General features: G+C 66.1%; 20 protein-coding genes. 13 read left to right on the top strand and 7 right to left on the bottom strand.

Annotation, left to right across the window (positions count from 1 at the left end; all coding sequences use genetic code 11):
- Window positions 1–109: 109 nt before the first annotated feature.
- Window positions 110–1,750, bottom strand: coding sequence for a D-alanyl-D-alanine carboxypeptidase/D-alanyl-D-alanine endopeptidase (dacB, locus tag OKW27_RS25895; RefSeq protein ID WP_429335273.1), 1,641 nt, complete (start codon window positions 1,748–1,750; stop codon window positions 110–112).
- 264 nt (window positions 1,751–2,014) lie between these two features.
- Here dacB and OKW27_RS25890 point away from each other — a divergent pair, with 264 nt between their 5' ends.
- The 6 genes from OKW27_RS25890 (at window position 2,015) to OKW27_RS25865 (ending at window position 7,724) form a co-directional block, all read left to right on the top strand.
- Window positions 2,015–2,677 (top strand): response regulator, encoded by a 663-nt coding sequence (locus OKW27_RS25890; protein ID WP_090801714.1) that lies wholly within the window; start codon window positions 2,015–2,017, stop codon window positions 2,675–2,677.
- 4 nt (window positions 2,678–2,681) lie between these two features.
- Window positions 2,682–3,980 carry an ATP-binding protein gene (locus tag OKW27_RS25885; protein WP_090801712.1) on the top strand — a complete coding sequence of 433 codons (1,299 nt, stop codon included), beginning with the start codon at window positions 2,682–2,684 and terminating at the stop codon, window positions 3,978–3,980.
- Window positions 3,981–4,148: 168 nt separating this feature from the next.
- Window positions 4,149–5,666, top strand: coding sequence for a DegQ family serine endoprotease (locus OKW27_RS25880; protein ID WP_090805450.1), 1,518 nt, complete (start codon window positions 4,149–4,151; stop codon window positions 5,664–5,666).
- A gap of 278 nt (window positions 5,667–5,944) precedes the next feature.
- A complete protein-coding gene (locus tag OKW27_RS25875; protein ID WP_184058311.1) occupies window positions 5,945–6,439 on the top strand; it encodes a carboxypeptidase regulatory-like domain-containing protein in 495 nt (164 codons plus the stop codon).
- 147 nt (window positions 6,440–6,586) lie between these two features.
- Window positions 6,587–6,967 (top strand): DUF427 domain-containing protein, encoded by a 381-nt coding sequence (locus OKW27_RS25870; RefSeq protein ID WP_090801710.1) that lies wholly within the window; start codon window positions 6,587–6,589, stop codon window positions 6,965–6,967.
- Between the two features lie 34 nt (window positions 6,968–7,001).
- Window positions 7,002–7,724, top strand: coding sequence for a CoxG family protein (locus OKW27_RS25865; protein WP_429335272.1), 723 nt, complete (start codon window positions 7,002–7,004; stop codon window positions 7,722–7,724).
- 107 nt (window positions 7,725–7,831) lie between these two features.
- Here the strand turns inward: OKW27_RS25865 and OKW27_RS25860 are convergent, their stop codons facing one another.
- Window positions 7,832–8,827, bottom strand: coding sequence for a helix-turn-helix domain-containing protein (locus OKW27_RS25860; RefSeq protein WP_429335271.1), 996 nt, complete (start codon window positions 8,825–8,827; stop codon window positions 7,832–7,834).
- A gap of 170 nt (window positions 8,828–8,997) precedes the next feature.
- Between OKW27_RS25860 and OKW27_RS25855 the strand changes: the two genes are divergently transcribed.
- A complete protein-coding gene (locus tag OKW27_RS25855) occupies window positions 8,998–9,636 on the top strand; it encodes a cysteine hydrolase family protein (protein WP_429335270.1) in 639 nt (212 codons plus the stop codon).
- 92 nt (window positions 9,637–9,728) lie between these two features.
- Here the strand turns inward: OKW27_RS25855 and OKW27_RS25850 are convergent, their stop codons facing one another.
- Window positions 9,729–10,370: a TetR family transcriptional regulator gene (locus tag OKW27_RS25850; protein ID WP_090801703.1), complete on the bottom strand. Its 642-nt coding sequence runs from the start codon at window positions 10,368–10,370 to the stop codon at window positions 9,729–9,731.
- A 428-nt stretch (window positions 10,371–10,798) separates the two neighbouring features.
- Between OKW27_RS25850 and OKW27_RS25845 the strand changes: the two genes are divergently transcribed.
- The 3 genes from OKW27_RS25845 to OKW27_RS25835 are packed head-to-tail and all read left to right on the top strand — an operon-like array spanning window position 10,799 to window position 16,793.
- The gene (locus OKW27_RS25845) at window positions 10,799–12,022 is read left to right on the top strand and encodes an efflux RND transporter periplasmic adaptor subunit (RefSeq protein ID WP_090801700.1); all 1,224 of its coding nucleotides are present in this window, start codon (window positions 10,799–10,801) and stop codon (window positions 12,020–12,022) included.
- Between the two features lie 18 nt (window positions 12,023–12,040).
- Window positions 12,041–15,271, top strand: a complete 3,231-nt coding sequence (locus OKW27_RS25840; protein WP_090801699.1) for an efflux RND transporter permease subunit — start codon at window positions 12,041–12,043, stop codon at window positions 15,269–15,271.
- A 1-nt stretch (window position 15,272) separates the two neighbouring features.
- The gene (locus OKW27_RS25835) at window positions 15,273–16,793 is read left to right on the top strand and encodes an efflux transporter outer membrane subunit (RefSeq protein ID WP_429335269.1); all 1,521 of its coding nucleotides are present in this window, start codon (window positions 15,273–15,275) and stop codon (window positions 16,791–16,793) included.
- A gap of 115 nt (window positions 16,794–16,908) precedes the next feature.
- Here the strand turns inward: OKW27_RS25835 and OKW27_RS25830 are convergent, their stop codons facing one another.
- The gene (locus OKW27_RS25830; RefSeq protein WP_429335268.1) at window positions 16,909–18,318 is read right to left on the bottom strand and encodes a nucleobase:cation symporter-2 family protein; all 1,410 of its coding nucleotides are present in this window, start codon (window positions 18,316–18,318) and stop codon (window positions 16,909–16,911) included.
- A 466-nt stretch (window positions 18,319–18,784) separates the two neighbouring features.
- Here OKW27_RS25830 and OKW27_RS25825 point away from each other — a divergent pair, with 466 nt between their 5' ends.
- The 3 genes from OKW27_RS25825 to fghA all read left to right on the top strand — a co-directional run bounded on the left by OKW27_RS25825 (window position 18,785) and on the right by fghA (window position 22,380).
- Window positions 18,785–20,251 (top strand): xylulokinase, encoded by a 1,467-nt coding sequence (locus tag OKW27_RS25825; protein WP_429335267.1) that lies wholly within the window; start codon window positions 18,785–18,787, stop codon window positions 20,249–20,251.
- A gap of 155 nt (window positions 20,252–20,406) precedes the next feature.
- Window positions 20,407–21,513, top strand: a complete 1,107-nt coding sequence (locus tag OKW27_RS25820; protein ID WP_429335266.1) for an S-(hydroxymethyl)glutathione dehydrogenase/class III alcohol dehydrogenase — start codon at window positions 20,407–20,409, stop codon at window positions 21,511–21,513.
- A 15-nt stretch (window positions 21,514–21,528) separates the two neighbouring features.
- On the top strand, window positions 21,529–22,380 hold the full coding sequence (gene fghA / locus OKW27_RS25815; protein WP_429335265.1) for an S-formylglutathione hydrolase: 852 nt from the start codon (window positions 21,529–21,531) through the stop codon (window positions 22,378–22,380).
- An 82-nt stretch (window positions 22,381–22,462) separates the two neighbouring features.
- Here fghA and OKW27_RS25810 read toward each other — a convergent pair whose 3' ends face one another.
- From OKW27_RS25810 to OKW27_RS25800, 3 genes are read right to left on the bottom strand one after another with little or no spacing between them, the layout of a single operon-like run.
- Entirely contained in the window at window positions 22,463–23,245 is a 783-nt protein-coding gene (locus OKW27_RS25810) for a metal ABC transporter permease (protein WP_429335264.1), read from the bottom strand.
- Window positions 23,238–24,188 (bottom strand): ABC transporter ATP-binding protein, encoded by a 951-nt coding sequence (locus tag OKW27_RS25805; RefSeq protein WP_429335263.1) that lies wholly within the window; start codon window positions 24,186–24,188, stop codon window positions 23,238–23,240. Before OKW27_RS25805 ends, OKW27_RS25810 begins: the two co-directional genes overlap by 8 nt.
- The gene (locus OKW27_RS25800; protein ID WP_429335262.1) at window positions 24,185–25,174 is read right to left on the bottom strand and encodes a metal ABC transporter solute-binding protein; all 990 of its coding nucleotides are present in this window, start codon (window positions 25,172–25,174) and stop codon (window positions 24,185–24,187) included. Before OKW27_RS25800 ends, OKW27_RS25805 begins: the two co-directional genes overlap by 4 nt.
- Between the last annotated feature and the right edge of the window lie 76 nt (window positions 25,175–25,250).

The following is a 25,250-nucleotide window of genomic DNA, read 5'->3' as shown; positions in this document are numbered from 1 at the left end:
TGCACGACCGGCGCCCGACGCGGCAAGCCCGTGATGTCGCGCGCCGCATGCTGCCCGACAGCGTACACGGTTAGGAGCTTGCCGCGCGCGGCATCGCTAGAAGGAATACTCAGTGGCCGCCGCGCTTGCGCGGGTTTTTCCTGGGCTTCTCGCGCGCTTCCTCGATGGGCGCGGAAACCTTCGTAAAGCCCTGCGACGGGCCTTCGTACACCCATTCGAGCAGCGCGTCGTGCGCGGCGCGCGCCGCTTCCGAATGCGGATCGTTGATCAGGCTGACGACGACATAGCTGTTGCCGTCGGCCGACGCGACGTAGCCGGCGATCGCGCGTACGTCGCGCAGCGTGCCGGTCTTGATGTGCGCGTTGCCGCCCGCGCCCTGGCTGGTCAGGCGATTGCGCATCGTGCCGTCGACACCGGCGATCGGCAGCGAGTCGACGAACACCTGCGCGACTGGGCTCGCGTTCGCGCGTTGCAGGACATCGGCGAGCGCGAGCGCGGTGATGTGTTCGTCGCGCGACAGGCCCGAGCCGTTATCGAGCGACAGGTATTCGGTGTTCAGGCTGTCGCGCGTCAGGAAAGCTTCGACCGCGTGCGCGGCTTTCGCGGGCGTGGCGGGCGGCCCTTCCTCGGCGGCGCCGATTGTCAGGAACAGGTTGCGCGCCATCGTGTTGTTGCTGAACTTGTTGATGTCGCGAACGATGTCCGACAGCATCGGCCCCTCGTGCCTGGCGACGAGCTTCGCGCCGGCGGGCACCGCGCCTTCGCGGGTCGCGCCCGTGAATGTGCCGCCGGTTTGCTGCCACAGCGCGAGGAAGCCGCGCGCGAAGAACGTCGAGTGATCGAGCACGGCGACGTTGATCGTGCGCGCGTCGCAGCGCACCGGAAAGTCGCCGATGAACGACGCGACGAGAGTGCCGTCAGGCTCCGGCGTGACGGTCGGCGTCGGCAGCTCGCCCCGGCATGGGCCGCTCGTCGCACGCAGCTGGTTGTCGATGCGCAGTTGCGCGAGCGCGGGCAGCACGTCGATCGCCACCGTGCCATCGGGCGACGGCGTCAGCGTGAAAGACAGCGATTTGAACGCGTACAGCAGCGGATCGGGGCCGACGTTGTACGGCGCGTTCACGTCGTCGTCGAACGCGGGCAGGTCGCGAGTCGACGGATCGAAGTAGCGCTTGTCGAGCACCAGCGCGCCGTCGATACCGTTGATGCCCGCCTTGTGAATCTTTTGCACGAGGTCGATCAGTTCTTCGGGCACGAGCTTCGGGTCGCCGGTGCCCTGGATGTACAGATTGCCGTGCAGCACGCCGCTCGCGTCGAGCGGGCCGTCCGCGTACGCGCTGGTGCGCCAGCGGTAACCGGGACCGAGGATCGACAGGCCCGAGTAGGTGGTGACGAGCTTCATCGTCGAGGCGGGCATCATCGGCTTGCCGGCGTTCAGCGCGAGGATCGGCGTGCGATCGCCGACCTTTTCGACGACCACGCTGATCGACGACAACGGCACGTGCGCGCGCTGCAGATCGACCATCACCGGCTGCGGCAGTACCGTCGTGACGTTGACGCTCGGATGCGTGGCCTTGACGCGGGCCTCCCCGGTCAGCGGCAGCAGGGTGCCTGCGCCGAGCGCGGCGGCGCAGAGCCAGACGGCCGCGCGCGGCCCGACACGGTTAGGCATGAAGGCTGCGCGATCGAACATACGGCGCGAGTGCACCGCCATACGGCGTGCGACGGAAGACAGAAAAGGGTGCGTCATGAACGGGTAAACGGGCAAACGGACGAGCAGGATTTCAAGGTGTGCGGCGAGCGGCGTGCGCCGTGCGCGGGACGATGGAACGGAAAGCTGGGCGCCTTGACGGCGCGGTAGCGCGCCGCGGTCTACCCGACGGCCGTCGCGCGACGCAAAGCGCCCATTGTAGTGACATCCCGCGAGGCTGCGGTGAAAAAAGCGCCACACGCCGCACGGGTCGGAAGCGGGCGCTAGAATGCGGCATCATCGAATGTTTTGGAACGGACAACCATGCGCATCCTGCTAGTCGAAGATGACCGGATGATCGCCGAAGGCGTGCGCAAGGCGCTGCGCGGCGAAGGCTTCGCCGTCGATTGGGTCGAGGACGGCGAAGCGGCGCTGCGAGCGGCTGCGGCCCAGCCTTACGACCTCGCGTTGCTCGACCTCGGTCTGCCCAAGCGCGACGGTCTCGAGGTGCTGCGCGCACTGCGTGCGCGCGGCCATGCGCTGCCGGTGCTGATCGTCACCGCGCGCGACGCGGTCGCCGATCGTGTCAAGGGCCTCGACGCCGGCGCCGACGATTACCTTGTCAAACCTTTCGATCTCGACGAACTCGCTGCGCGGATGCGCGCGCTGATCCGGCGCCAGTCCGGCCGCAGCGATTCGACGATTCGCCACGGCAATTTGACCCTCGATCCCGCGTCGCACCAGGTGACGCTCGATGGCGCCCTGGTCGCGCTATCCGCGCGCGAATTCGCGCTGCTCGAGGCGCTGCTCGCGCGACCCGGCGCGGTGCTGTCCAAGAGCCAGCTAGAGGAAAAGATGTATGGCTGGGGCGAGGAGATCGGCAGCAATACCGTCGAGGTCTATATCCACGCGCTGCGCAAGAAGCTCGGCGCCGATCTGATCCGCAACGTTCGCGGGCTTGGCTACATGATCGCGAAGGACGCCTGAGCCGATGCGCTCGATTCGCCGACAACTGTTGTTCTGGCTGCTCGCGCTCGTGCTGCTCGGCGTCGGCATCGCGGGCTGGCTGATCTACCGGCAGGCACTCGCCGAAGCGAACGAGCTGTTCGACTACCAGCTCGAGCAGATCGCCGCGGCGCTGCCTGCGGAACCGTTCTCGCAGGTGCTCGGCCGCGATACCGGCGACGAGGGCATCGTGCTGCAGATCTGGAACCGCAACGGCATGCTGATGTATTACTCGCGGCCGCGTGCGCCGCTCGCGCCGCGCGCCGAACTCGGTTTTTCGACCGAGCGCACCGACCGCGGCGAATGGCGCGTATATGGCGCGATCGTCGGCGACAACGTCGTGCAGCTCGCGCAGCCGCTGTCGGTGCGCAACCGGCTCGCCGCCGATGTCGCGCTGCGCACGCTGTGGCCGCTGATCGTGCTGCTGCCGCTGCTCGGACTCGCGGTATGGGTGATCGTCGGTCGCGGGCTGCGGCCGCTGCGGCGCGTGACGAGCGCGCTCGACACCCGTCATCCCGAAGCGCTGGATCCATTGCCTGATAAGCGCCTGCCGCTCGAAGTGCGGCCGCTCGTGCGTGCGCTGAACGGGCTGCTGCAGCGGCTCGCGACCGCGCTCGATATCCAGAAGGCGTTCGTCGCCGATGCCGCGCACGAATTGCGCACGCCGCTTGCCGCGGTACAGATTCAGGCGCAACTGGTCGCGCGCGCGAAGGACGACACAGCCCGCAGCGAGGCGCTCGCCGATCTGCAGGCGGGTGTCACGCGCGCGACGCGCCTCGCCGAGCAACTGCTCGCGCTCGCGCGCGCCGAGCCGGACGGCGCCGCCGGCGCAGTGATGCTCGATCTGCGCGAGCTGCTGCAGGAGTGCGTCGCGACCTACGCGCCGCTCGCGATGAATCGCGGCGTCGACCTCGGCATCGAGGCGAGCGACGCCGCCAGCGTGACCGGCGACGCCGAAGCGCTGCGCGTGATGTTCAACAACCTCGTCGACAACGCGACCAAGTACACGCCGCGTGGCGGCCGCGTCGACGTCAGCCTGCGTGTCGAGGACGGCCGTCCGGTCGTGCAGATCGCCGATAGCGGCCCCGGTATCGATCCCGCCGATCGCGAGCGCGTGTTCGACCGGTTCTATCGCGCGGGAGCGGGCGCGAATCGCGCGCGCACCGACGTGGCGGGCAGCGGCCTCGGTCTCGCGATCGTGCGTCGGATCGCCACCCAACATCATGCGCAAGTGTCGCTCGACGACTCGCCGGCCGGTGGTTTGCAGGTCATCGTACGCTTCTGATCATGGTGATTTACTGTTCGGCCAACGCCGGCGTTCGTGCTGGCGCGGCGGTCCGTAGCGGCCCGTCCAATAAGGTTCCCATGATCTGGCGCTGCTTAAGACTCTTTTAAGTGATGCCCTTTACGCTCGTCGACATCCAAAGTCACTTTCTCCAGTCAGGAGCTCATGATGAACGCGAAAACCTTGTCCCGCGGCGCCGTTGCGGTAGCTGTGGCCGCTGCGCTTTCAGCCGGCTATGTGGCGGGCCATCGCGATGTGCCAGCACCGCAGATCATCTCGCCGGCGCAAGCCGCCGCGATGATGCCAGCCGAAGCAGCCGCCAAAACCGGTATCCCCGATTTCTCCGGTCTCGTCGAGACCTACGGTCCGGCCGTCGTCAACATCAGCGCGAAGCACGTGGTCAAGCAAACCGCGATGCGTGGTAATGGCGGCAACCTCAACGGCAACCAGCTGCCGATCGATCCGAACGATCCGTTCTATCAGTTCTACAAGCGGTTCTTCGGCGGCGTGCCCGGCATGCAGGGCGGCGATGGCGGAGACGCGCCCGACCAGCCGAGCGTGAGCCTCGGCTCGGGCTTCATCATCAGCAACGACGGCTACATTCTGACGAACGCGCACGTGGTCGATGGCGCGAACGTCGTCACCGTGAAGCTCACCGACAAGCGCGAATTCAAGGCGAAGGTGGTCGGTGCCGACAAGCAGTCCGACGTCGCCGTGCTGAAGATCAACGCGAGCGATCTGCCGACGGTGAAGATTGGCGATCCGCGCCAAAGCAAGGTTGGTCAGTGGGTCGTCGCGATCGGTTCACCGTACGGCTTCGACAACACCGTGACCTCGGGCATCATCAGCGCGAAGTCGCGTTCGCTGCCCAATGAGAACTACACGCCGTTCATCCAGACCGATGTGCCGGTGAACCCTGGCAACTCGGGCGGTCCGCTCTTTAATCTGCAAGGCGAAGTGATCGGCATCAACTCGATGATCTACTCGCAGACGGGCGGCTTCCAGGGCCTGTCGTTCGCGATCCCGATCAACGAGGCGATCAAGGTCAAAGACGATCTCGTCAAGACCGGTCACGTGAGCCGCGGCCGCCTCGGCGTCGCGGTACAGGGCTTGAACCAGACGCTCGCCGAGTCGTTCGGCATGCAGAAGCCGCAAGGCGCGCTGGTCAGCTCGGTCGACGCCAACGGGCCGGCGGCCAAGGCTGGCTTGCAGCCGGGCGACGTGATCCTGTCGGTGAATGGCGACGAAGTGAGCGATTCGACGGATCTGCCGGCGAAGATCGCAGGTCTCGCGCCGGGCAGCTCGGCGACGCTGAAAGTGTGGCGTGATAAGGCCAGCAAGGACGTGAAGGTGACGATCGGCTCGTTCTCGGACGCAAAGGTTGCGTCGGCGAACAAGACCGATCAGCAGACCCAGTTGCAAGGCCGTCTCGGCGTCGCGGTGCGGCCGCTGACGCCGGAAGAGAAGAGCAGCGCGTCGGTGTCGCACGGTCTGCTCGTGCAGCAGGCAGGCGGCGCGGCGGCGAGTGCCGGCATCCAGGCGGGCGACGTGATTCTCGCGGTCAATGGCCGTCCCGTCACGAACATCGATCAGCTGAAGCAGATGATTTCGGGTGCAGGCAACAGCATTGCGCTGCTGATCCAGCGGGACAACGCGCAGATTTTCGTGCCCGTAGATCTCGGCTGATCCAGTATCCGGGCGGTTCGAACGGATCGCCCATCCCAGTTTGAGCTGTAGTAGCGATTGCCGGTCCTTTGCATTTACTGCAAGGACCGGTTTTTTTTCGCCTGTCCGCACCGTGCTACGGCGAGCAGCGCGGGCAGGGCGAAACGCGCCACGCGGCTTGGTGCCACGGTCGCGCATGTCCAGTCGACGTAACCGGATGGTTGGCACGCAGGTTGCTTCGGCCTTCATTTGGGCCTGTTCGGGGACTGGGCAAGGACTGCAACAAGGAGAGCGAACCAATGAAAACCCAACGCAATCAGCAAAGGATCGTAGCCGTCGCGCTGTGCGCGGCGCTCGCGCTCGGACTGGCGGGCGGTGCGTACGCGCAGCAGGCGGGCGTGACCGGTGGCTCGACGACCGACAACACCAGCGCGGGCAACACCAACGGCGGCGGTCTGCCGCAAGTCCAGCAGCAGGGCGACGTGTCGTACGTATCGGGCGGCGTCGGCCTCGACGAATCGCGGGCGTTGCGACAAGCGCAAAGCCAGTGGCCACTGACGTTGCGCTTCACCGGACCCAACGCCGAGTTTCTCGCGGATGTGCACGTGCGTATCGTCGATGCCCATAACGGCGAAGTGCTGAACACGACGTCGCGCGGACCGTTCATGCTGGTGCGCTTGAGCCCCGGCCGCTATACGGTGCACGCGAAATACAACGACAGCGAGCAAACCCGCTCGGTTAGCGTGCCGGCGCACGGCAACGTCAAATCCGCGTTCATCTGGAACGCGAAGTAACGGGTCGATCGGTCCGCCGCCGCGCAGCAAGCTTGCGCAATCGGCCGAAGTTTGGCCGATAATGAAGCCACGGGCAGCTCCCGTGGCTTTGCCGTTCCGGCGGCAACAGCCGGCAGTGCAGCACCCACCCCATCACGGAGCCTGGACATGAGCGATGCGTCGACATCTGCGGGACGGCTGGACGGCCATACCATCGTGATCCGCGACAACGGTCACCGCGTGCGCGTGATTCACGGCGGCGTGACGATGGCCGACACCAAGGCCGCGCTGACGCTATCGGAGACCGGCCTCGCCGACGTGTTCTATTTCCCGCGCGAGCACGTGAACATGGCCCGGCTCGAACGCTCGACGCACACGTCGCATTGTCCGTTCAAGGGCGACGCGTCGTACTTCCATCTGCGCACCGAAGATGGCGTGATCGAGAACGCGGTGTGGTGCTACGAGGCGCCGTTCGAGCAGGTCAGTCGCATCAAGGGCTATCTCGCTTTTTACGCATCGCGCGTCGACCGCATCGATCAGACGTCCTGATCCCGCAGTCGGCGCGTTCATCGGGGAGGTTGTCATGGAACTGAACGACGCGTTACGGATTCCGCTGGCGCCGTCCGAGGTCTGGGACGCGTTGCAGGACCTCGCGCTGTTGCGTGCCAGCCTCGACAACTGCGAGTCGTTCGTGCGTCTCGACCACGGCGAATACGCGCTGACGATGACCGTGCCGCTCGGCCCGTTGCGCGCGCATTATCAGGCGCGCGCGCACGTCGCCGGCCAGGATTCCGGCCCGGCGGACGCGCAGCGCCGCACCATCAACTTCAAGGCCCGGGCCGAGGGCATCGGCGCATTGCGCGGTCAGATCGAAGTGCGTTTGCGCGCGGACGAGGGGCGGGAGCCGGGCACGCGCATCGACTACACACTGTGGGCGACGTCGTCGGGACCGCTCGCCGAGCTGCCGACGCGCCAGCTCGAGAACGCCTTGCGTCAGATCGCCGACGATTTTTTCGCCGAGTTCAACGCCGTCGTGCGCGCCAAGCACGGCAAAGGGCCGAACCGCGCGCGTGGCACGGCGCCGCGTCGCCAGTACGTGTTTTTGCGGCCGATCACGCTCGGCGGCATCGCGCGGCGAGCGCGCATCGAGCACAGCCATGCGCTGTCGGGGCGCGCGGCGAGCGCGTCGCATAGCTGGTCGCATCACGAGCCCGGTCAGCATGTCGTGCCGTACTGGGCGTGGGCCGGGATGATCTTTCTGGTCGCACTATTGTTGTATGTCGCGCGCTGGTTCAGCGAGCATTGAGGCCGCGAGCCGCGCGCAGCCCCTGATGGAACGCGCGACAAACATCCCGCGCGACTACGAAATCCCGGTGACGCACTACGAAATAGCGGTGCTCCCGCCGCCTTCATCTAATCCCCGCGAAACTCCCGCCGCCACGCGCTCGGCGACGTGCGAAACGCGTCCGCGAAATGCTGCCGCAGCGATGCGGCCGAGCCGAATCCGGCGCTCGCCGCGATCGCTTCGACCGACCCGTCGGTGCTTTCCAGCAGCTGTTGCGCACGCGCGAGCCGCTGCGCGAGGAGCCACGCGCCGAGGGTGGTGCCGGTCGCGAGCCGGAAGCGCCGCGTGAAGGTGCGGCGGCTCATCAACGCGCGCGCGGCGAGCGTGTCGAGCGTATGCGGCGTGGCCAGGTTGCCGCTCACCCAGTCGAGCAGGCCGGACAGGCGATCGCCGCGCGGGTTCGGCGGCATCGGCTGCTGCACGTATTGCGCCTGGCCGCCCTGGCGATGCGGCGACACGACGAGCCGGCGCGCGACGTGGTTCGCCACCCGCGCGCCGCAGATCTTGCGCAGCACGTGCAGGCAGCAGTCGAGGCCGGCGGCGGTGCCGGCCGAGGTCAGCACGTTGCCGTCGTCGACGTACAGCACGTCGGCGTCGAGCCGCACGCGCGGGTAGCGGCGCGCGAACTCGTCGGCCCAGGCCCAGTGCGTCGAGGCGGGCCGTCCATCGAGGATGCCCGCGGCGGCCAGCACGAAAGCGCCGAGGCACAGGCCGACGAGCAGCGCGCCGCGCGCATGCGCGGCCCTCAGCGCGTCGAGCAGCGCGGCGGGCGGGGTTTCGGCGGGATCGCGCCAGCTCGGCACGATGATCGTCTGCGCGTCGGCAAGCGCTTCGAGTCCGTGTATGACCGCGATCGAGAAGCCCGCGGTCGTCGCCAGCGCGCCTGTCTCCGCGGCGCAGACGCGGAAGTCGAAGTCGGGAACACCGCCGGCGCGACGGTCCTCGCCGAACACGACGCACGGCACCGACAGATGGAACGGGCTAATGCGGTCGAACGCGACGACGGCGACGATGTGGCGCGGCGCCTGATCGGAGACGTCGTCGGAAGATGCGAGGGTGGTCATGCCGGGCGCCTCATGAAAGCCATAAGTATGGCCCGATTCTAGCGAAGGTTGTCATTCGGGCCGCTGTCGACGGGCGGGCAGCGGAGCAACAATGCCGTCATTGCCGTTGCGCCGCGGCCACCGCGCTGGGCGCGCGCCATCGACCGCTTTTTCTGACCAGGAGCCTTGCCATGAGCACACCCGCGCCGCGCCGTGCGCTGATCGTCATCGACGTGCAGAACGAATACGTGAGCGGCGACCTGCCGATCGAATTTCCGGACGTGCGCACGTCGCTCGCCAACATCGGTCGCGCGATCGATGCAGCGCGCGCCGCCAGCGTGCCGGTCGTGATCGTGAAGAACGTCGCGCCCGCCACCTCGCCGCTGTTCGCGCGCGGCAGCGCGGGCGCGGAACTGCACACGGTCGTGAGCTCGCGCGCTCATGATCATTTCGTCGAGAAGTCTCTGCCGAGCGCATTCGCTGGGACCGATCTGGCCGACTGGCTCGCCGCCCGGCAGATCGATACGCTGAGCGTCACCGGCTACATGACCCACAATTGCGATGCCTCGACGATCAACCACGCGGTGCATGCTGGCCTCGCCGTCGAGTTCCTGCACGACGCAACCGGCTCGGTGCCGTATGAAAACAGCGCGGGCTTCGCGAGCGCGGAGGAGATTCATCGCGTGTTCAGCGTGGTGCTGCAGTCGCGCTTCGCGGCGGTCGCGAGCACCGATCAATGGATCGCGGCGCTAAAGAGCGGCGCGCCGCTCGAGCGCGGCAACATCTATGCGTCGAATCAGGCGGCGCGAGCGCGCCGGGCGGTTGCCTGAACCCGGCGCAGGGGCGGTGGTCCGGTCCCAAAACAGAAACGGGCGGTCCACCGAACCGCCCGCTGTTCCAATCCGTCACCCTGGCGCGCCTTCTACGCCGCCTTCCTGCGCAACGCCGGACTCAGGCGCAAGCCGTCGAACATCGCTTCCACCATCTGCTGCGCTTGCGCGCCGAAGTCGGTCGCGTCGGGCAAAAACAGCATGTCGCGCAAAGAACCGCCGACGAACGCGTGGACCATCGCCGCGGCAAGCTTCGTGTCGAGGTCGGCGGGCATCTGGCCTTTGGAGATCGCATTGCGCAGACCGCCCTCGATCTTCGCGAGCCCCTCGCGCATATTGGTCTGATACCGTTCCATCACCGGCCCCATATCTTCGACCAGCTCGCACTTCAGAAACAGAATGTCGAACACGCGGCGGCGGCGGGGATCGTTGGCAGTGTCGCGCAGGCAGACCACGCAGATTTCAATCAGGCGCCCGAGCGGATCAGCTTCGTTGGGATCGAGCGACGCCGCCTTCAGTTCGTCGAGCGGCAGCAGCACGCGGTCGAACATTTCGGTGAACAGCTCGCTCTTATGCGCGAAATGCCAATAAATGGCGCCGCGCGTGACGCCCGCGGCCTGGGCGATATCGGCCAGCGACGTGCGCGATACACCCTTCTCGAAGAAGACCTGTTCGGCCGCGTCGAGAATCCGGTTGCGCGTCTCCAGCGCCTCTTCTTTGGTTCTTCTGACCATATTGGTGTAGCCTGCGCTGATCCTGGGGTTTATGCGGACAGTTTTAAGTCAGTCTGATGACGCTTTGACTACTTCTGAAGCGAATTGCGACGCGAATCTGCGGTACCCCAGCCTCGGAAGATATAAATGCACTTTTACATGCATTCATGAATGTATATATAATAGCACCCCACGATCGCATAGCCCAAGCCGTGACGAGCAGTTAATATCCGTCACTGTTGCCTTTCGAAAGCGCTTTCGCGGCCGCCAAACGGCGGCGCTGCGCGGCATTCCCCGGTATGGCGCATTCGTAGCAGGGTGCCCTGCAGGCGCAGGTTTGCATCCATGGGCTTCCGGTCGAGCGTCGCGAGACGCTTGTGTGCGCTGTCGTCCCCGGGGTAGGGATGCGCGCACTTTTTCATTACTCAGTCTTTGACAGAGGTCGCTCCATGCGCGTCGAACGGGTTCCATTCCGCTTAATCAGTGCCGCGACGGCTGCCATCTTGCTGGCGGCGTGCGGACCAAAACAATCTGCCCCGCCGCCACAGACGCCCGAAGTCGGCGTCGTCACCCTCCAGCCGACGACCGTGCCCGTCGTCACCGAACTTCCCGGCCGTACCAGTGCCTTCCTCGTCGCGCAGGTGCGCGCGCGGGTCGACGGCATCGTGCTGCGCCGTGAGTTCACCGAGGGTAGTGAGGTCAAGGCCGGCCAGCGTCTGTACAAGATCGATCCGGCGCCGTACATCGCGTCGTTGAACAACGCGAAGGCATCGCTCGCGAAGGCGCAGGCGAACCTGGTGACGACCACCGCGCAGGCCAATCGCTACAAGGTGCTGGTCGCGGCGAACGCGGTCAGCAAGCAGGATTACGACAACGCGGTCGCCGCCGAAGGCCAGGCCGCCGCCGACGTCGCCGCGGGCAAGGCCGCGGTCGATACCGCGCAGATCAACCTCGGCTATACCGACGTGACCTCGCCCGTGACCGGCCGGATCGGCGTGTCGCAGGTCACGGCGGGCGCATTCGTGCAGCAGAGTGCGGCCACGCTGATGGCCACGGTCCAGCAACTCGATCCGGTCTACGCCGACCTCACGCAATCGAGCCTCGATGGTCTGAAGCTGCGCCGCGAGGTCCAGGAAGGGCGTCTCAAGACGACCGGTCCGGGCGCCGCGCAGGTCACGCTGGTGCTGGAAGACGGCCGCGTCTACTCCGAGAAGGGCAAGCTGCAGTTCACCGACGTGACCGTCGACCAGGGCACCGGCTCGGTCACGGTGCGCGCGATCTTCAAGAACCCGAACCACGTGCTGCTGCCGGGCATGTTCGTGCGCGCGAAGATCGACGAGGGCGTCAACCAGAACGCGCTGATCGTGCCGCAAGTCGGCGTCACGCACGACCAGAAGGGTCAGCCCACCGCGCTCGTCGTCGGCAACGACAACAAGGTCGAGCTGCGTCAGCTCGTCACCTCGGGCACCTTCGGCTCGTACTGGGTGGTCTCGGACGGCCTGAAGGCGGGTGACCGCGTGATCGTCCAGGGCACCGACAAGGCGCATCCCGGCCAGCAGGTCAAGCCCGTGCCGGCGCAGCTGCCCGGCAACCCGGCTTCCGAGGCCGCCGCAAACGGCGCCCAGACAGGTCAACCCGCGGCTCAGCCTGCCTCCGCCGCTTCGGGCGCGTAATAACAGGGAGCCCGCCTCATGGCAAAGTTCTTTATTGATCGCCCGATTTTTGCATGGGTGATCGCCATCATCCTGATGCTCGCGGGTATCGCGTCGGTGTTCACGCTGCCGATCGCGCAATACCCGACCATCGCGCCGCCGTCCATCCAGATCAGCGCAACCTATCCGGGTGCTTCGGCGAAGACGGTGGAAAACACCGTTACGCAGGTGATCGAGCAGCAGATGAGTGGTCTGGACCACCTGCTGTACCTCGCGTCGACCTCGGACGACTCGGGCACGGCCACCATCACGCTGACGTTCGCAGCCGGCACCAACCCTGACATCGCGCAGGTGCAGGTGCAAAACAAGCTGCAGCTCGCCACGCCGCTGCTGCCGCAAGCGGTGCAGCAGCTCGGCACCAAGGTCACGAAGTCGAGCAGCAGCTTCCTGCTGGTGATGGCGTTCGTGTCGACCGACGGCAGCATGAACAAGTACGACCTCGCGAACTACGTCGCGTCGAACATTCAGGATCCGATCAGCCGTATCGACGGCGTGGGCACGGTGACGCTGTTCGGCTCGCAGTACGCGATGCGCATCTGGCTCGACGCGAACAAGCTGAATAACTTCGGTCTGACGCCGCTCGATGTCGAAACCGCGCTGCAGGCGCAGAACGTGCAGGTCGCGGGCGGCTCGCTCGGCGGCACGCCGTCGGTGCCGGGCCAGGTGCTGCAGGCCACGATCACGCAGGCCACGCTGCTCAATACTCCCGAGCAGTTCGGCAACATCCTGCTGAAGGTGAATCAGGACGGCTCGCAGGTGCGTCTGCGCGACGTGTCGCGCGTCGAGCTCGGCGGCGAAAATTACAACTTCGACACCAAGTACAACGGTCAGCCGACGGCAGGCTTCGGTATCCAGCTCGCCACGGGCGCGAACGCGCTCGCCACCGCGAAGGCGGTGCGCACGAAGATCGCCGAACTGTCGAAGTACTTCCCGCACGGCCTGGTGGTGCAGTACCCGTACGACACGACGCCGTTCGTGCGCCTGTCGATCGAGGAAGTGGTCAAGACGCTGCTCGAAGGTATCGTGCTGGTGTTCCTCGTCATGTACCTGTTCCTGCAGAACCTGCGCGCCACGCTGATTCCGACGATCGCGGTGCCGGTGGTGCTGCTCGGTACGTTCGCGATCATGAGCGCGGTCGGTTTCTCGATCAACGTGCTGTCGATGTTCGGTCTCGTGCTCGCAATCGGCCTGCTGGTGGACGACGCGATCGTGGTGGTGGAAAACGTCGAGCGGGTGATGCAGGAGGAGGGCTTATCGCCTCGCGAGGCAACCCGCAAGGCGATGGACCAGATCACCGGCGCTCTCGTCGGCGTGGCGCTCGTGCTGTCGGCGGTGTTCGTGCCGGTGGCATTCTCGGGCGGCTCGGTCGGCGCGATCTACCGGCAGTTCTCGCTGACGATCGTCGCGGCGATGGTGCTGTCCGTGCTCGTCGCGTTGGTTCTGACGCCGGCGCTGTGCGCGACGATCCTGAAGCCGATTCCGAAGGGTCATCACGAAAAAGCGACCGGCTTCTTCGGCTGGTTCAACCGTACCTTCAACACGAGCCGCGACAAGTACCACTCGGGCGTGCACCACGTGATCAAGCGCTCGGGCCGCTGGCTCATCATCTACATGGTGGTGATCTTCGCGGTGGGGCTGCTGTTCGTGCGTCTGCCGAAGTCGTTCCTGCCTGACGAAGACCAGGGCACGATGTTCGTGCTGGTGCAAACGCCGTCGGGTTCCACGCAGGAAACCACCGCGCGCGCCCTCAAGGACGTGTCGGACTACCTGCTGAACGACGAAAAGGCGATCGTCGAATCGACCTTCACGGTGAACGGCTTCAGCTTCGCGGGTCGTGGCCAGAACGCGGGTCTCGTGTTCGTGCGGATGAAGGACTACGCGCAGCGCCAGCACCCGGACCAGAAGGTGCAGGCACTGGTTGGGCGTCTGTTCATGCACTTCAGCAGCTACAAGAACGCGCTCGTGTATCCGGTCAATCCGCCGTCGATTCCTGAACTCGGCACCGCGGCGGGCTTCGACTTCCAGCTGCAGGACCGCGCGGGTATCGGTCACGCGAAGCTGATGGAAGCGCGCAACATGCTGCTTGGCCTGGCGGCGAAAGATCCGACGCTCGCGCAGGTGCGTCCGAACGGCCTGAACGATACGCCGCAGTTCAAGGTGAGCATCGACCACGAGAAGGCTTCGGCGCTCGGCGTGTCGCTCGCCTCGATCGACCAGACGTTCTCGATCGCATGGGCCTCGGCGTACGTGAACAACTTCCTCGACACCGACGGCCGGATCAAGAAGGTCTACCTGCAGGGCGACGCGCCGTTCCGGATGAAACCGGAAGACGTGAATGCCTGGTTCGTGCGCAACGGCGCGGGCGCGATGGTGCCGTTCTCGGCCTTCGCGAGCACCGAGTGGACCTACGGTTCGCCGAAGCTCGAGCGCTACAACGGTATTTCGTCGGTGGAAATCCAGGGGGCGGCCGCGCCGGGCAAGTCGACCGGTCAGGCGATGGCGGCGATGGAACAGATCGTCACCAAGCTGCCGGCGGGAGTCGGCTACGAGTGGACGGGTCTGTCGCTGCAAGAGCGTCAGTCGGGTTCGCAGGCGCCAATCCTGTACGGCATCTCGATTCTCGTCGTGTTCCTGTGTCTCGCGGCGCTGTATGAAAGCTGGTCGATCCCGTTCTCGGTGATCATGGTGGTGCCGCTCGGCGTGATCGGCGCACTGCTGGCCGCGACGCTGCGCGGGCTCGAGAACGACGTGTTCTTCCAGGTGGGTCTGCTGACCACCGTGGGTCTGTCGGCGAAGAACGCGATTCTGATCGTGGAATTCGCGCGAGAACTGCAGCAGGGTGGAGGCATGGGACCGATCGAAGCCGCGCTCGAAGCGGCGCGTCTGCGGTTGCGTCCGATCCTGATGACCTCGCTCGCGTTCATTCTCGGCGTGCTGCCGCTCGCGATCAGTAACGGCGCGGGGTCGGCCAGCCAGCACGCGATCGGTACCGGCGTGATCGGCGGCATGTTGACGGCGACCTTCCTCGCGATCTTCATGATCCCGATGTTCTTCGTCGTGATTCGCGCGAAGTTCGGCGGTGAGAAGGAAGACCCGGATGAGGCGCTGCGCCACTATGAACAGCACCATCCGCACGATCCGCAAGGCGGCGCGGCGGGTGGCACGACCGACGGGTCGGATGGCAATGGCTCGGGCAAGGATGGGCATTGAGATGCAAAAACACTCTTTGATTGCAGTGGCGGTCGCGCTGCTCGCCACGGGTTGCACGCTGGCGCCGCACTACCAGCGGCCCGCCGCGCCCGTGACGGCGACTTTCCCGACGGGCGGCGTGTACGACCAGCAGCCGGGCGCGCAAGGCGCGCGCGGCGCGAACGGCCTGGCTGCCGGCGACATCGGCTGGCGCGACTTCTTCGTCGATCCGCGTCTGCAGCAGCTGATCGAAATCGCGCTGAAGAACAACCGTGATCTGCGTGTGTCGGTGCTGAACATGCAGGCGTCGGCGGCGCAGTACCGTATCGTGCGCGCGGGCCTGTTCCCGACGCTCGACGCCGCGGCTTCGCAAAGCCGGCAGCGCACGCCGCGCGATCTGCTGGCGTTGCCCAACGGCCCGACGATTAGCAACACGTATTCGGTGGGCTTGAACGCGTCGTGGGAAATCGACTTCTTCGGGCGCGTGCAGAGCCTGAAGGATCAGGCGTTGGCCACGTACCTCGGCACCGCGCAGGCGCGCAAGTCCGCGGAAATCGCGCTGGTGTCGCAGGTGGCGAACCAGTACATGACGGTGCTCGAACTGGACGATCTGCTGAAGGTCACGCAGAACACGCTGAAGACGGCGCAGGAGTCGTTTCGGATCACCAAGCTGCAGTTCGACAACGGCACCGGTTCGGAACTCGATCTGCGCCAGTCGCAAACGGTTGTCGAAACCGCGAGCGCGGACCTGCAGGCGCAGATGCGTTTGCGGGCTCAGGCTGACAATGCGCTGGTGCTGCTGATCGGCGAGCCGTTGCCGGCTGATCTTGCGCCAGGCCTGCCGCTGAGCGACCAGAGCCTGCTCACGGATATTCCGGCGGGCCTGCCGTCCGATCTGCTGACGCGCCGTCCCGACATCATGGAGGCCGAGGAAAATCTGCTCGCGGCCAACGCGAACATCGGCGCGGCGCGCGCCGCGTTCTTCCCGAAGGTCACGCTGACCGGCAGCGCCGGCACGCTGAGCCCGACGCTCGGCGGGCTGTTCAAGCCGGGTTCGGCGGCGTGGAGCTTCGCGCCGTCGATCACGCTGCCGATCTTCGAGGGCGGTCAGAACATGGCCAACCTCGATCTCGCCAACATCGAGAAGAACGTGCAGATCGCCACGTATGAAAAGGCGATCCAGACGGCCTTCCGCGAAGTGGCGGACGGACTGGCCGCGCGCGGCACGTACGACCAGCAGATCGCGGCGCTCGAGCGGGATGTCGCGGCCGAGCAGCGCCGGCTGGATCTGTCGACCCTCCGTTATACGAGCGGTGTCGACAGCTATCTTTCGGTGCTGACCGCGCAGACCTCGTTGTACTTGGCTCAGCAGGCGCTGGTCACCGCGCGCATGGAACGTCTGCAGAACCTGGTCACGCTGTACCAGGCGCTCGGCGGCGGCTGGATCGAGCACAACGGCGAGCAGCCGCGTCCCGCCGACGCGCCGGTCGACTACGGTGCGGCGAGCGCACCGGTCGCGGCTTCGGCGGCGACGGCAGGCTAAGCGCTGCGGCTCGATGAACCGCTGAAGTAAAGCAAAAACGCCACGGCATGCCGTGGCGTTTTTGTTGATTCGCGGCGTTCGGTGCCGCTCGCCGCATCATCGCTGCATCAAAAGCTCAATGCAGATCCGCCGCCCGCAGCATCTCGTTGCTCTGCGGTGCGCCGCCCGCGCTGGCGTCGAGATCGTGCCCGGCGCGGCGAAGCTCGCTCTTCGCCATCTTCTCGCCCTTCACGCCGTTGAAGATCAGGTTCAGCGCGACCGCCGACACCGACGCGAGCAGAATCCCGCTATGTAGCAGCGGCGACAACGCCGGCGGCAGTTGCGAGAAGAAGTGCGGCGAGACGACCGGCACGAGGCCGAGCCCGATGCTGACCGCGACGATGAAGAGGTTGTGCTGATTCCTCACGAAGTCGACGCGCGACAGCACCTTGATGCCATTCGCCGCGACCATGCCGAACATCACGATGCCCGCGCCGCCGAGCACGAACGCCGGCACCGACGCGACCACCTGCGCCATCTTCGGGAAGAGGCCGAGCAGCACGAGGATCACGCCGCCCATCGCGCAGACGAAGCGGCTCTTCACGCCGGTCACGCCGATCAACCCGACGTTCTGCGAGAACGACGTATGCGGGAACGAGTTGAAGATGCCACCGATCAGCGTGCCGAGACCGTCGACGCGCAAGCCGCGCACCAGCGTTTTCTGATCGACCGGACGATCGACCATGTCGCCGACCGCGAGAAACATGCCGGTCGATTCGATGAACGTGACGAACATCACGGTGACCATCGTCGCGATCGACAGCGCATCGAAGTGTGGCAGACCGAAGTGGAACGGCATCACGAAGCCGACCCACGGCGCGTGCATGACGCCGTCCAGGTTGACGCGGCCGAGCATCAGCGCGATCGCGAAGCCCGCGACGATGCCGAGCAGCACCGAGATATTGGCGACGAACCCCTTGGCAAACTTGTTGATCAGCAGGATCAGCGTCAGCACGAGCAGCGCCAGGCCGAGATATATCGGATTGCCGTAGTCGGGATTGCCGACACCGCCGGCCGCCCAGTTGATGCCGACCTCCATCAGCGACAGGCCGATCACCGAAATCACGACGCCGATCACGACCGGCGGGAAGAAGCGCAACAGCTTGCCGACCGCGGGCGCGAGCAGAATGCCGATCACGCCGGCCGCGATCGTCGAGCCGAAGATGTCGAGGATGCCGAGCGAAGGATTGGTGCCGATCGCGACCATCGGGCCGACGGCCGCGAACGTGCAGCCCATGATGACGGGCAGGCGGATGCCGAAGATCCACAGTCCGAGCGTCTGGATCAGCGTGGCGATGCCGCAGGAAAACAGATCGGCGCTGATCAGGAAGGCGACCTGGTCTTTAGGCAGCTTCAGCGCCGCGCCGATGATCAGCGGCACCGCGACCGCGCCAGCGTACATGACCAGCACGTGCTGGATGCCGAGAGTGAGCAACTGGCCCGCCGGTAGGCGCTCGTCGCACGGGTGAACCGTGTTCGCTTGCATATCGTCTGTCTCCACCATCTCGTTTTGGGATGACTCCAAGGTATCGGGGACGAAAAGTCGCAACAAGACCATACGTGGCTATTCCGGCATTCCCGGCGGCGATATGCAGAGACCTGTTTTGAAAGGCAAATTAAAGCCACGCGTGGGACGGATCGGCCGTCGGACGCCAGAGAACCCTGTGCAGTGGGGGCCGCGGGCGGTGCATGGCGTGCGCGGCGCGGGTTCGTCGCGCGAGGGGATATGTGTGAGAATCAATGACGTGTATCACGCTTCACGCATAGTCCTGTTTTGATGACGCTCGCAGCACGACGGGGTTAACCCGCGAATGGTTTTTTTTCGCGTGTTTTCCGAGCCGTTTGTTCAACGTTCGCGGCGTCTGTGCAGCTTCGCCTTTGAGCTTCGCTTTCCCACTTCGTCGCCAGTCTCGCTGGCTCCTTCTTCACCTCGTTTCAACGTCCCTGCGCTCATGAGTTTTCTCGGCATCGACCTCGGCACCGGCTCCCTGAAAGCGGCAATCGTCGACGAACATGGACGCGAGCAGGCGGTATCGAGCGTCGCTTATGCGCTCGTTACGCCGCACGCGGGTTGGGCCGAAATCGACGTCGAGACCTGGTGGAACGCGCTCGTCCATGCGATGGCGGGCCTGCCGCGCGAGCTGCGTGAGGGCGTGCGCGCGATTGGCTTCTCTGGCCAGATGCACGGCGTCGTGCTGCTCGATGCAAACGGCGCAGCGGTGCGGCGCGCCATGCTGTGGCCGGACTCGCGCGCGCTCGCCATGCTCGACGCGTGGCCCGAGCCGCAACCGAATCCGGTCGCGCCCGGCATGGCCGGACCGCTGCTGCGCTGGCTCGTGCTGCAAGAACCGGATGCCGCGCGCCGCACGCGCTGGGCGCTGCAGCCGAAGGACTGGCTGCGCGTCGCGCTCGGCGGCGCGTGCGTGACCGATGCGTCCGACGCATGCGCGACCGCGCTCGCCGATCCCGCCGGCGCGTGGGACACGGCGCTGCTGCAACGCCTCGAGATTCCGTCTGAGTGGTTCGCGCCTCTGGCGCCGTCGTATGCGGCGGCGGGCGCGCTGTCGCCGCAGGCCGCGCAGGCACTTGGCTTACGGGCCGGTATCGTGCTCGCAACCGGCGCCGCGGATACGCCGTGCGCGGCGCTCGGCAGCGGACTCGTGCGTGACGGCGACGCGCTGCTGACGACCGGCACCGGCGGACAGATCGTCGTGCTCGCGAACGACGAGCCTGCGCCGCTGAAGGGCTTGCATCGCTATCGCGCGGCGAGCGATCACTGGTATCGGATGGCGGCGATGCAGAACGTCGGCATCGCGCTGGAGCGGGTGCGCGGGTGGCTGTCGTTTCGGTGGGCGGAGGCTTACCGAGAGGCATTTGACGATGCGGCTGATGCAAGCGCTCATGCCGCCGCCGATGCGGCGTCGACGCTGAGCTTCCTGCCGTACCTGACGGGCGAGCGCACACCGTGGCTGAACCCGCAGGCGCGCGGCGGCTGGCTCGGTTTGTCGCTCGAGCATACGCGCGGCGCGATGATGCGTGCCGCGTTCGAGGGCGTCGCGTTCTCGTTGCGCGCGGGGCTCGACGCGATTCGCGCGAGCGGCGCGCCGGTGACGGCGCTCAAGCTCGCGGGCGGCGGCTCCGTCGATGCGCGCTGGCGACAACTGCTCGCCGATGCGCTCGACGTCGACCTGCATGCGGTCGATTGCCCGAACGCGGCGCCGCGCGGCGCGGCGATCCTCGGCGGTCTCGCGTGCGGCCACTGGCAGACGCGCGATCTCGCCGCGCTCGCGCCGGGCGCGACGCGCGTCGCGGGTCCACGAGGCGATGCGGCGCTTGCTGAACGCTATGCGCGCTTCGTCGATCTGTATGGCCGGGTCGAGCCGTGGTTCGGTGGTCGCGCGCCGGGCGAAGCGAAGTGACAGCGACGGCGTTGAACACGGTGCCGAGCGCAGCCATCGGCGAGGCAGCCTTCACGCACTATGCAATACCATGACGCTTTTCGCGCGCCACGCAGTCGCCGGCACGCGGTGCCATTTCGCATTCACGCACTCACGGACTCACAGGAGCATTGACGATGAAGACCAAAGCAGCAATCGCATGGAAAGCCGGCGCCCCGTTGACGATCGAGGAAGTCGATCTCGAAGGTCCGCGCGCCGGTGAAGTCCTGATCGAAGTGAAGGCGACGGGCATCTGCCACACCGACTACTACACGCTGTCGGGCGCCGATCCCGAAGGCATCTTCCCGGCGATTCTCGGCCACGAAGGCGCGGGCGTGATCGTCGATGTCGGGCCGGGCGTCGGCGCGCTGAAGAAGGGCGATCACGTGATTCCGCTCTACACGCCCGAATGCCGTCAGTGCAAGTTCTGCCTGTCGCGCAAAACGAATCTCTGCCAGGCGATCCGCGCGACGCAGGGCAAAGGTCTGATGCCCGACGCGACCTCGCGCTTCTCGCTCGATGGCAAGCCGCTGTTTCACTACATGGGGACGTCGACGTTCTCGAACTACATCGTCGTGCCGGAGATCGCGGTCGCGAAGGTGCGTGAAGACGCACCGTTCGACAAGATCTGCTACATCGGCTGCGGCGTGACGACCGGCGTTGGCGCGGTCGTGTATTCGGCGAAGGTCGAGGCGGGTGCGAACGTGGTGGTGTTCGGGCTCGGCGGTATCGGGCTGAACGTGATTCAAGGCGCGAAGATGGTCGGCGCGGACAAGATCATCGGTGTCGATCTCAACCCGGGCCGCGTCGAGCTCGCGAAGAAGTTCGGCATGACGCACTTCATCAACCCGAACGAAGTCGAGAACGTCGTCGATCACATCGTGCAGCTGACGGACGGCGGCGCCGACTACTCGTTCGAATGCATCGGCAACGTGAAGGTGATGCGCCAGGCGCTCGAATGCACGCACAAGGGTTGGGGGCAGTCGTTCATCATCGGCGTCGCGGCGGCGGGCGAGGAGATCAGCACGCGGCCGTTCCAGCTGGTGACGGGCCGCGAGTGGAAGGGCTCGGCGTTCGGCGGCGCGCGAGGCCGCACCGACGTGCCGAAGATCGTCGACTGGTACATGGAAGGCAAGATCAATATCGACGATCTGATTACGCACCGTCTGCCGCTCGAGCGCATCAACGAGGGCTTCGAGCTGATGAAGAAGGGCGAGTCGATCCGCTCGGTCGTGCTCTACTAAGCGAGGAGCGTCGCGATGCTCGAACTACTATCGTCGCACGGCTGCCACGGCGGCGAGCAGCGCTTTTACCGGCACGAGTCGCGCACCATCGGTCTGCCGATGCGCTTCTCGGTCTATCTGCCGCCGCAGGCGTTGCGGGGCAATGCGAAGGTGCCCGCGCTGTTCTACCTCGCGGGGCTGACCTGCACCGAAGAGACGTTCGCGATCAAGGCCGGCGCGCAGCGCTTCGCGGCCCGGCACGGCATCGCGCTGATCGCGCCGGATACGAGCCCTCGCGGCGCGGGCGTGCCAGGCGAGAGCGATGCGTGGGACTTCGGCGTCGGCGCGGGCTTTTATGTCGACGCGACCGCGGAGCCGTGGGCGCGGAACTACCGCATGTACTCGTACGTGCGCGACGAGCTGCGCGAAACGGCGCTTGCGAACCTGCCGATCGATGGCGCGCGTCTCGGCATCTTCGGTCATTCGATGGGCGGGCACGGCGCGCTGATGCTCGCGCTGCGCAATCCGGACATTTATCGGTCGGTGTCGGCGTTCGCGCCGATCGCGGCGCCGATGCTTTGTCCGTGGGGCGAGAAGGCGTTTAGCGGTTATCTCGGCGAGAACCGTGAAGCGTGGAAGCAGTACGACGCGAGCGAGCTGGTTTCGCACGCGACGCACAAGTTCGCGGAAGGGATTCTCGTCGATCAGGGGCTCGCGGATCAGTTCCTGCCCAGACAGCTCAATCCCGACGTGTTCGAAGCGGCGTGCAAGGCCGCGGGTCAGCCACTGACGTTGCGCCGGCATGCGGGTTACGACCACGGCTACTACTTCATCTCGACGTTCGTCGAGGATCATCTCGCGCATCACGCGAAGGCGTTGCTCGGCTGAACAACGTTGTAAAACGCGGGGCAAAAAAAACGGCGGCACTTCATGTGCCGCCGTTTTTTCATTTGATCGGCGTAAGCGCCGCTCAATGCCGCTTCAACAGACTCCCGCCATACACCAGCGCCGACAGCGCGGTGATCCAGAAGCTCGTCGGGCAATCGGTATAGAACGCGAGCGTCAGCCCGAGCCACGCCTGCGCGAGCGCGAACACGGCCGCGAGCACGAGACCCGTCGACAGCCGCGTGCTCAGGTTCTGCGCGGCGGCGGCCGGCCCCACCATCAGCGTGAACACGAGCAGCACGCCGACGATCTGCGTGCAAGCGGCGACGGCCAGCGCGGCGATCGCGAGAAACAGCACCGACACGCGGCGCAGCGACACGCCCTTCGCTTCGGCCAGCTCCGGTTGCAGCGACGCGAACAGCAGCGGCCGCATGATGGCCGCGAGCGCGGCCAGACTGACGACGCCCAACGCCGCGAGCACACCGAGCGTCGCTGCATTGACGCCGAGCACGTTGCCGAACAGCAGCGCCGTCACCTGCGTCGCGTAGGCGGTGAAGAAATGCAGAAACAGCAGCCCAAAGCCGAGCGACAAGGAAAGGATTACGCCGATCGCGACGTCGCGGCCGGCGAGCCGCTCGCCGAGCGCGCCCATGCCCACACCGGCCGCGAGCGTGAAGCCGATCATCCCCCAGATAGGCGGGATGCCGATCAGCACCGCGCCGGTCGCGCCGGTGAAGCCGACGTGCGACAGCGCGTGGCCCGCGAACGTCTGTCCGCGCATCACGAGAAAATAGCCGACCACGCCGGCCAGCACCGCGACGATCCCCGAGGCCGCGAATGCGTTCACCATGAAATCGTATTCAAACATCGTGCGTGTGTCCGTCGCGTGAGTCGTGCGGGTCTGGGTAACTGTGTGAGTGGCTGTGCGAATGCGTATGTCCGCCGTCCTCGTCGTGTTCGTGATCGTGATCGTGCTTCTCGACTTCGACGCCCCCCGACATCACGAAGATGCGGCCGTTCACGCGCATCACGTCGATCGGCGAGCCGTACAGACGCGACAGCACCGGCCGCGTGATCACTTCGTCGACGGTGCCGAGCGCCGCGACGCCGCTGCCGAGATACAGCACGCGATCGATCGAGTTCAGCAGCGGATTGAGTTCGTGCGCGGAGAACAGCACCGCGATGCCGAGCTCCTGCTGCACGCGCCGCACCAGTTCGACGACGCTCTTCTGGTGATGCGGATCGAGACTGATCAACGGTTCATCGAGCAGCAGCAGTTTCGGATTGCCGAGCAGGCATTGCGCGAGCAGGAGCCGCTGCCGTTCGCCGCCCGACAACTCCGACAGTGGCCGCTTCGACAGAGTCGTCCCGCCGACGAGCTCGAGCACCCGATCGACGTCCGCGCGCGTTTTTGCATCCGCATGCGGCAAGCCCCAGCGATGACCATCGGCTGCCATCGCGACCAGATCGCGGCCGCGCACGCGACGGCCGGCGAGCGCGCTGCGCGTCTGCGGCATATAGCCGATCGACGCGTTGCCGCGCTCGACCGTCTGCCCGAGCACGCGGATCGCGCCGCCCACGGCCGGCACGAGGCCGAGCACCGCGCGCATCAGCGTCGTCTTGCCCGCGCCGTTGGGCCCGAGTACGCCGATGAACTCGCCCTGGTTCACGACGAAGCTGGTGTCGCGCAGGATCGTGCGGCCGCCCAGATCGAGCGTCACGTTGTCGAGTTCGAGCACGGGCCGGTCGCCGCGCGCGGTGGGTGCGCCTGATTGCGCACCTGCTGGCGTTTGATGGCCAGTCGGAATCATGGAGCCTTGCCTTTCGCGCTCGCGCTGGTCGCGCCGATCGCGCCGTTCGTGTCACCCGCCGCGAGCGCTTTCTGCAACGCATCGAGCTGCGTCAGCATCCACGTCTGATAGGTCTTGCCGGCCGGCAGGGTTTCGGTGACGCTCATCGTCGGTACCTTCGATTGTTGCGCGAGCTTCAGCATGCGTTTGGTCAGCGCCTCGGTGGCCTGGCTGTTATAGATCAGCACGCGCACGCGCCGCTCGCGCAGATCGCGTTCAAACGCGGCGATATCGGCCGCGCTCGCTTCGGTGTCGTTCATCGTGGCGAGCTGGAAGCGCTGGTTGCGCATGGCGAGGCCAATCGCGTCAGACATATAGCCGAACACCGGCTCCGTCGCCGTGACCGGCAAGCCCGCATAGCGGCCGTGCAGCTCGGCGACCTTCGCGTCGATCGGCTTCAGCGAATCGAGAAACTTCGCGAGGTTCGCATCGTACGCCGGCTTGTGCGCCGGGTCAGCAGCGCCGAGTGCGTCGCAGACCGCGCGCGCGACTTTCGGCATCGTCGCCGGGTCGTACCACAGGTGCGGATTGTCGCCGCCTTTTTTGCCGACGAGGTCGGCCGCGATGATCACCGTGCGATGCGCGCCTTTCGACGCGGCCAGCAGCTTCACCATCCACGGATCGTAGTCGGCGCCGTTGTAGACGACGAGGCTCGCATGCTGCAACGCGCGCGCGGTGGCCGGGCTCGCTTCGAACAGATGCGGGTCCTGGTCCGGGTTGCTGAGGATGCTGGTCACGTCGACGCGATCGCCGCCGAGTTGCCGGACCACGTCGCCATAAAAGTTCTCCGCGGCGACGACCGGAATTTTCGCGTCGGCGGCGAACGCGTTGTGGCCGAAGCCGAGCGCCGCGATCGCGAGCAGGCAGGTGCACAGATGGGTGCGCACAGACGTCGAACGCTTCAGCGCGCGGTGCGCTCTGGACAACATCGAACCGATTGTTTTCATCGTTGTTTCCTGCTGGGTGAGAGTTGAATCAGCCACTCGCGGTGGCAAGGCCAAATACGGGGTGGCACGGGGTGGC

The sequence above is a fragment of the Paraburkholderia sp. 35.1 genome, from assembly GCF_050436525.1.
Classification (GTDB): domain Bacteria; phylum Pseudomonadota; class Gammaproteobacteria; order Burkholderiales; family Burkholderiaceae; genus Paraburkholderia; species Paraburkholderia tuberum.
Note: the sequence above shows the minus strand (reverse complement) of the source record. Positions and strands in the feature narration are given on the sequence as shown.

Excerpts from the sequence above, each read along its gene's own strand:
- OKW27_RS25835 (WP_429335269.1), top strand. The coding sequence starts at position 15,273 with ATGCAAAAACACTCTTTGATTGCAGTGGCGGTCGCGCTGCTCGCCACG.
- OKW27_RS25865 (WP_429335272.1), top strand. The coding sequence starts at position 7,002 with ATGGAACTGAACGACGCGTTACGGATTCCGCTGGCGCCGTCCGAGGTC.
- fghA (WP_429335265.1), top strand. The coding sequence starts at position 21,529 with ATGCTCGAACTACTATCGTCGCACGGCTGCCACGGCGGCGAGCAGCGC.
- OKW27_RS25875 (WP_184058311.1), top strand. The coding sequence starts at position 5,945 with ATGAAAACCCAACGCAATCAGCAAAGGATCGTAGCCGTCGCGCTGTGC.
- OKW27_RS25825 (WP_429335267.1), top strand. The coding sequence starts at position 18,785 with ATGAGTTTTCTCGGCATCGACCTCGGCACCGGCTCCCTGAAAGCGGCA.
- OKW27_RS25845 (WP_090801700.1), top strand. The coding sequence starts at position 10,799 with ATGCGCGTCGAACGGGTTCCATTCCGCTTAATCAGTGCCGCGACGGCT.
- OKW27_RS25880 (WP_090805450.1), top strand. The coding sequence starts at position 4,149 with ATGAACGCGAAAACCTTGTCCCGCGGCGCCGTTGCGGTAGCTGTGGCC.
- OKW27_RS25850 (WP_090801703.1), bottom strand. The coding sequence starts at position 10,370 with ATGGTCAGAAGAACCAAAGAAGAGGCGCTGGAGACGCGCAACCGGATT.
- dacB (WP_429335273.1), bottom strand. The coding sequence starts at position 1,750 with ATGACGCACCCTTTTCTGTCTTCCGTCGCACGCCGTATGGCGGTGCAC.
- OKW27_RS25830 (WP_429335268.1), bottom strand. The coding sequence starts at position 18,318 with ATGCAAGCGAACACGGTTCACCCGTGCGACGAGCGCCTACCGGCGGGC.
- OKW27_RS25800 (WP_429335262.1), bottom strand. The coding sequence starts at position 25,174 with ATGAAAACAATCGGTTCGATGTTGTCCAGAGCGCACCGCGCGCTGAAG.
- OKW27_RS25870 (WP_090801710.1), top strand. The coding sequence starts at position 6,587 with ATGAGCGATGCGTCGACATCTGCGGGACGGCTGGACGGCCATACCATC.
- OKW27_RS25805 (WP_429335263.1), bottom strand. The coding sequence starts at position 24,188 with ATGATTCCGACTGGCCATCAAACGCCAGCAGGTGCGCAATCAGGCGCA.
- OKW27_RS25810 (WP_429335264.1), bottom strand. The coding sequence starts at position 23,245 with ATGTTTGAATACGATTTCATGGTGAACGCATTCGCGGCCTCGGGGATC.
- OKW27_RS25885 (WP_090801712.1), top strand. The coding sequence starts at position 2,682 with ATGCGCTCGATTCGCCGACAACTGTTGTTCTGGCTGCTCGCGCTCGTG.
- OKW27_RS25890 (WP_090801714.1), top strand. The coding sequence starts at position 2,015 with ATGCGCATCCTGCTAGTCGAAGATGACCGGATGATCGCCGAAGGCGTG.
- OKW27_RS25820 (WP_429335266.1), top strand. The coding sequence starts at position 20,407 with ATGAAGACCAAAGCAGCAATCGCATGGAAAGCCGGCGCCCCGTTGACG.
- OKW27_RS25840 (WP_090801699.1), top strand. The coding sequence starts at position 12,041 with ATGGCAAAGTTCTTTATTGATCGCCCGATTTTTGCATGGGTGATCGCC.
- OKW27_RS25860 (WP_429335271.1), bottom strand. The coding sequence starts at position 8,827 with ATGACCACCCTCGCATCTTCCGACGACGTCTCCGATCAGGCGCCGCGC.
- OKW27_RS25855 (WP_429335270.1), top strand. The coding sequence starts at position 8,998 with ATGAGCACACCCGCGCCGCGCCGTGCGCTGATCGTCATCGACGTGCAG.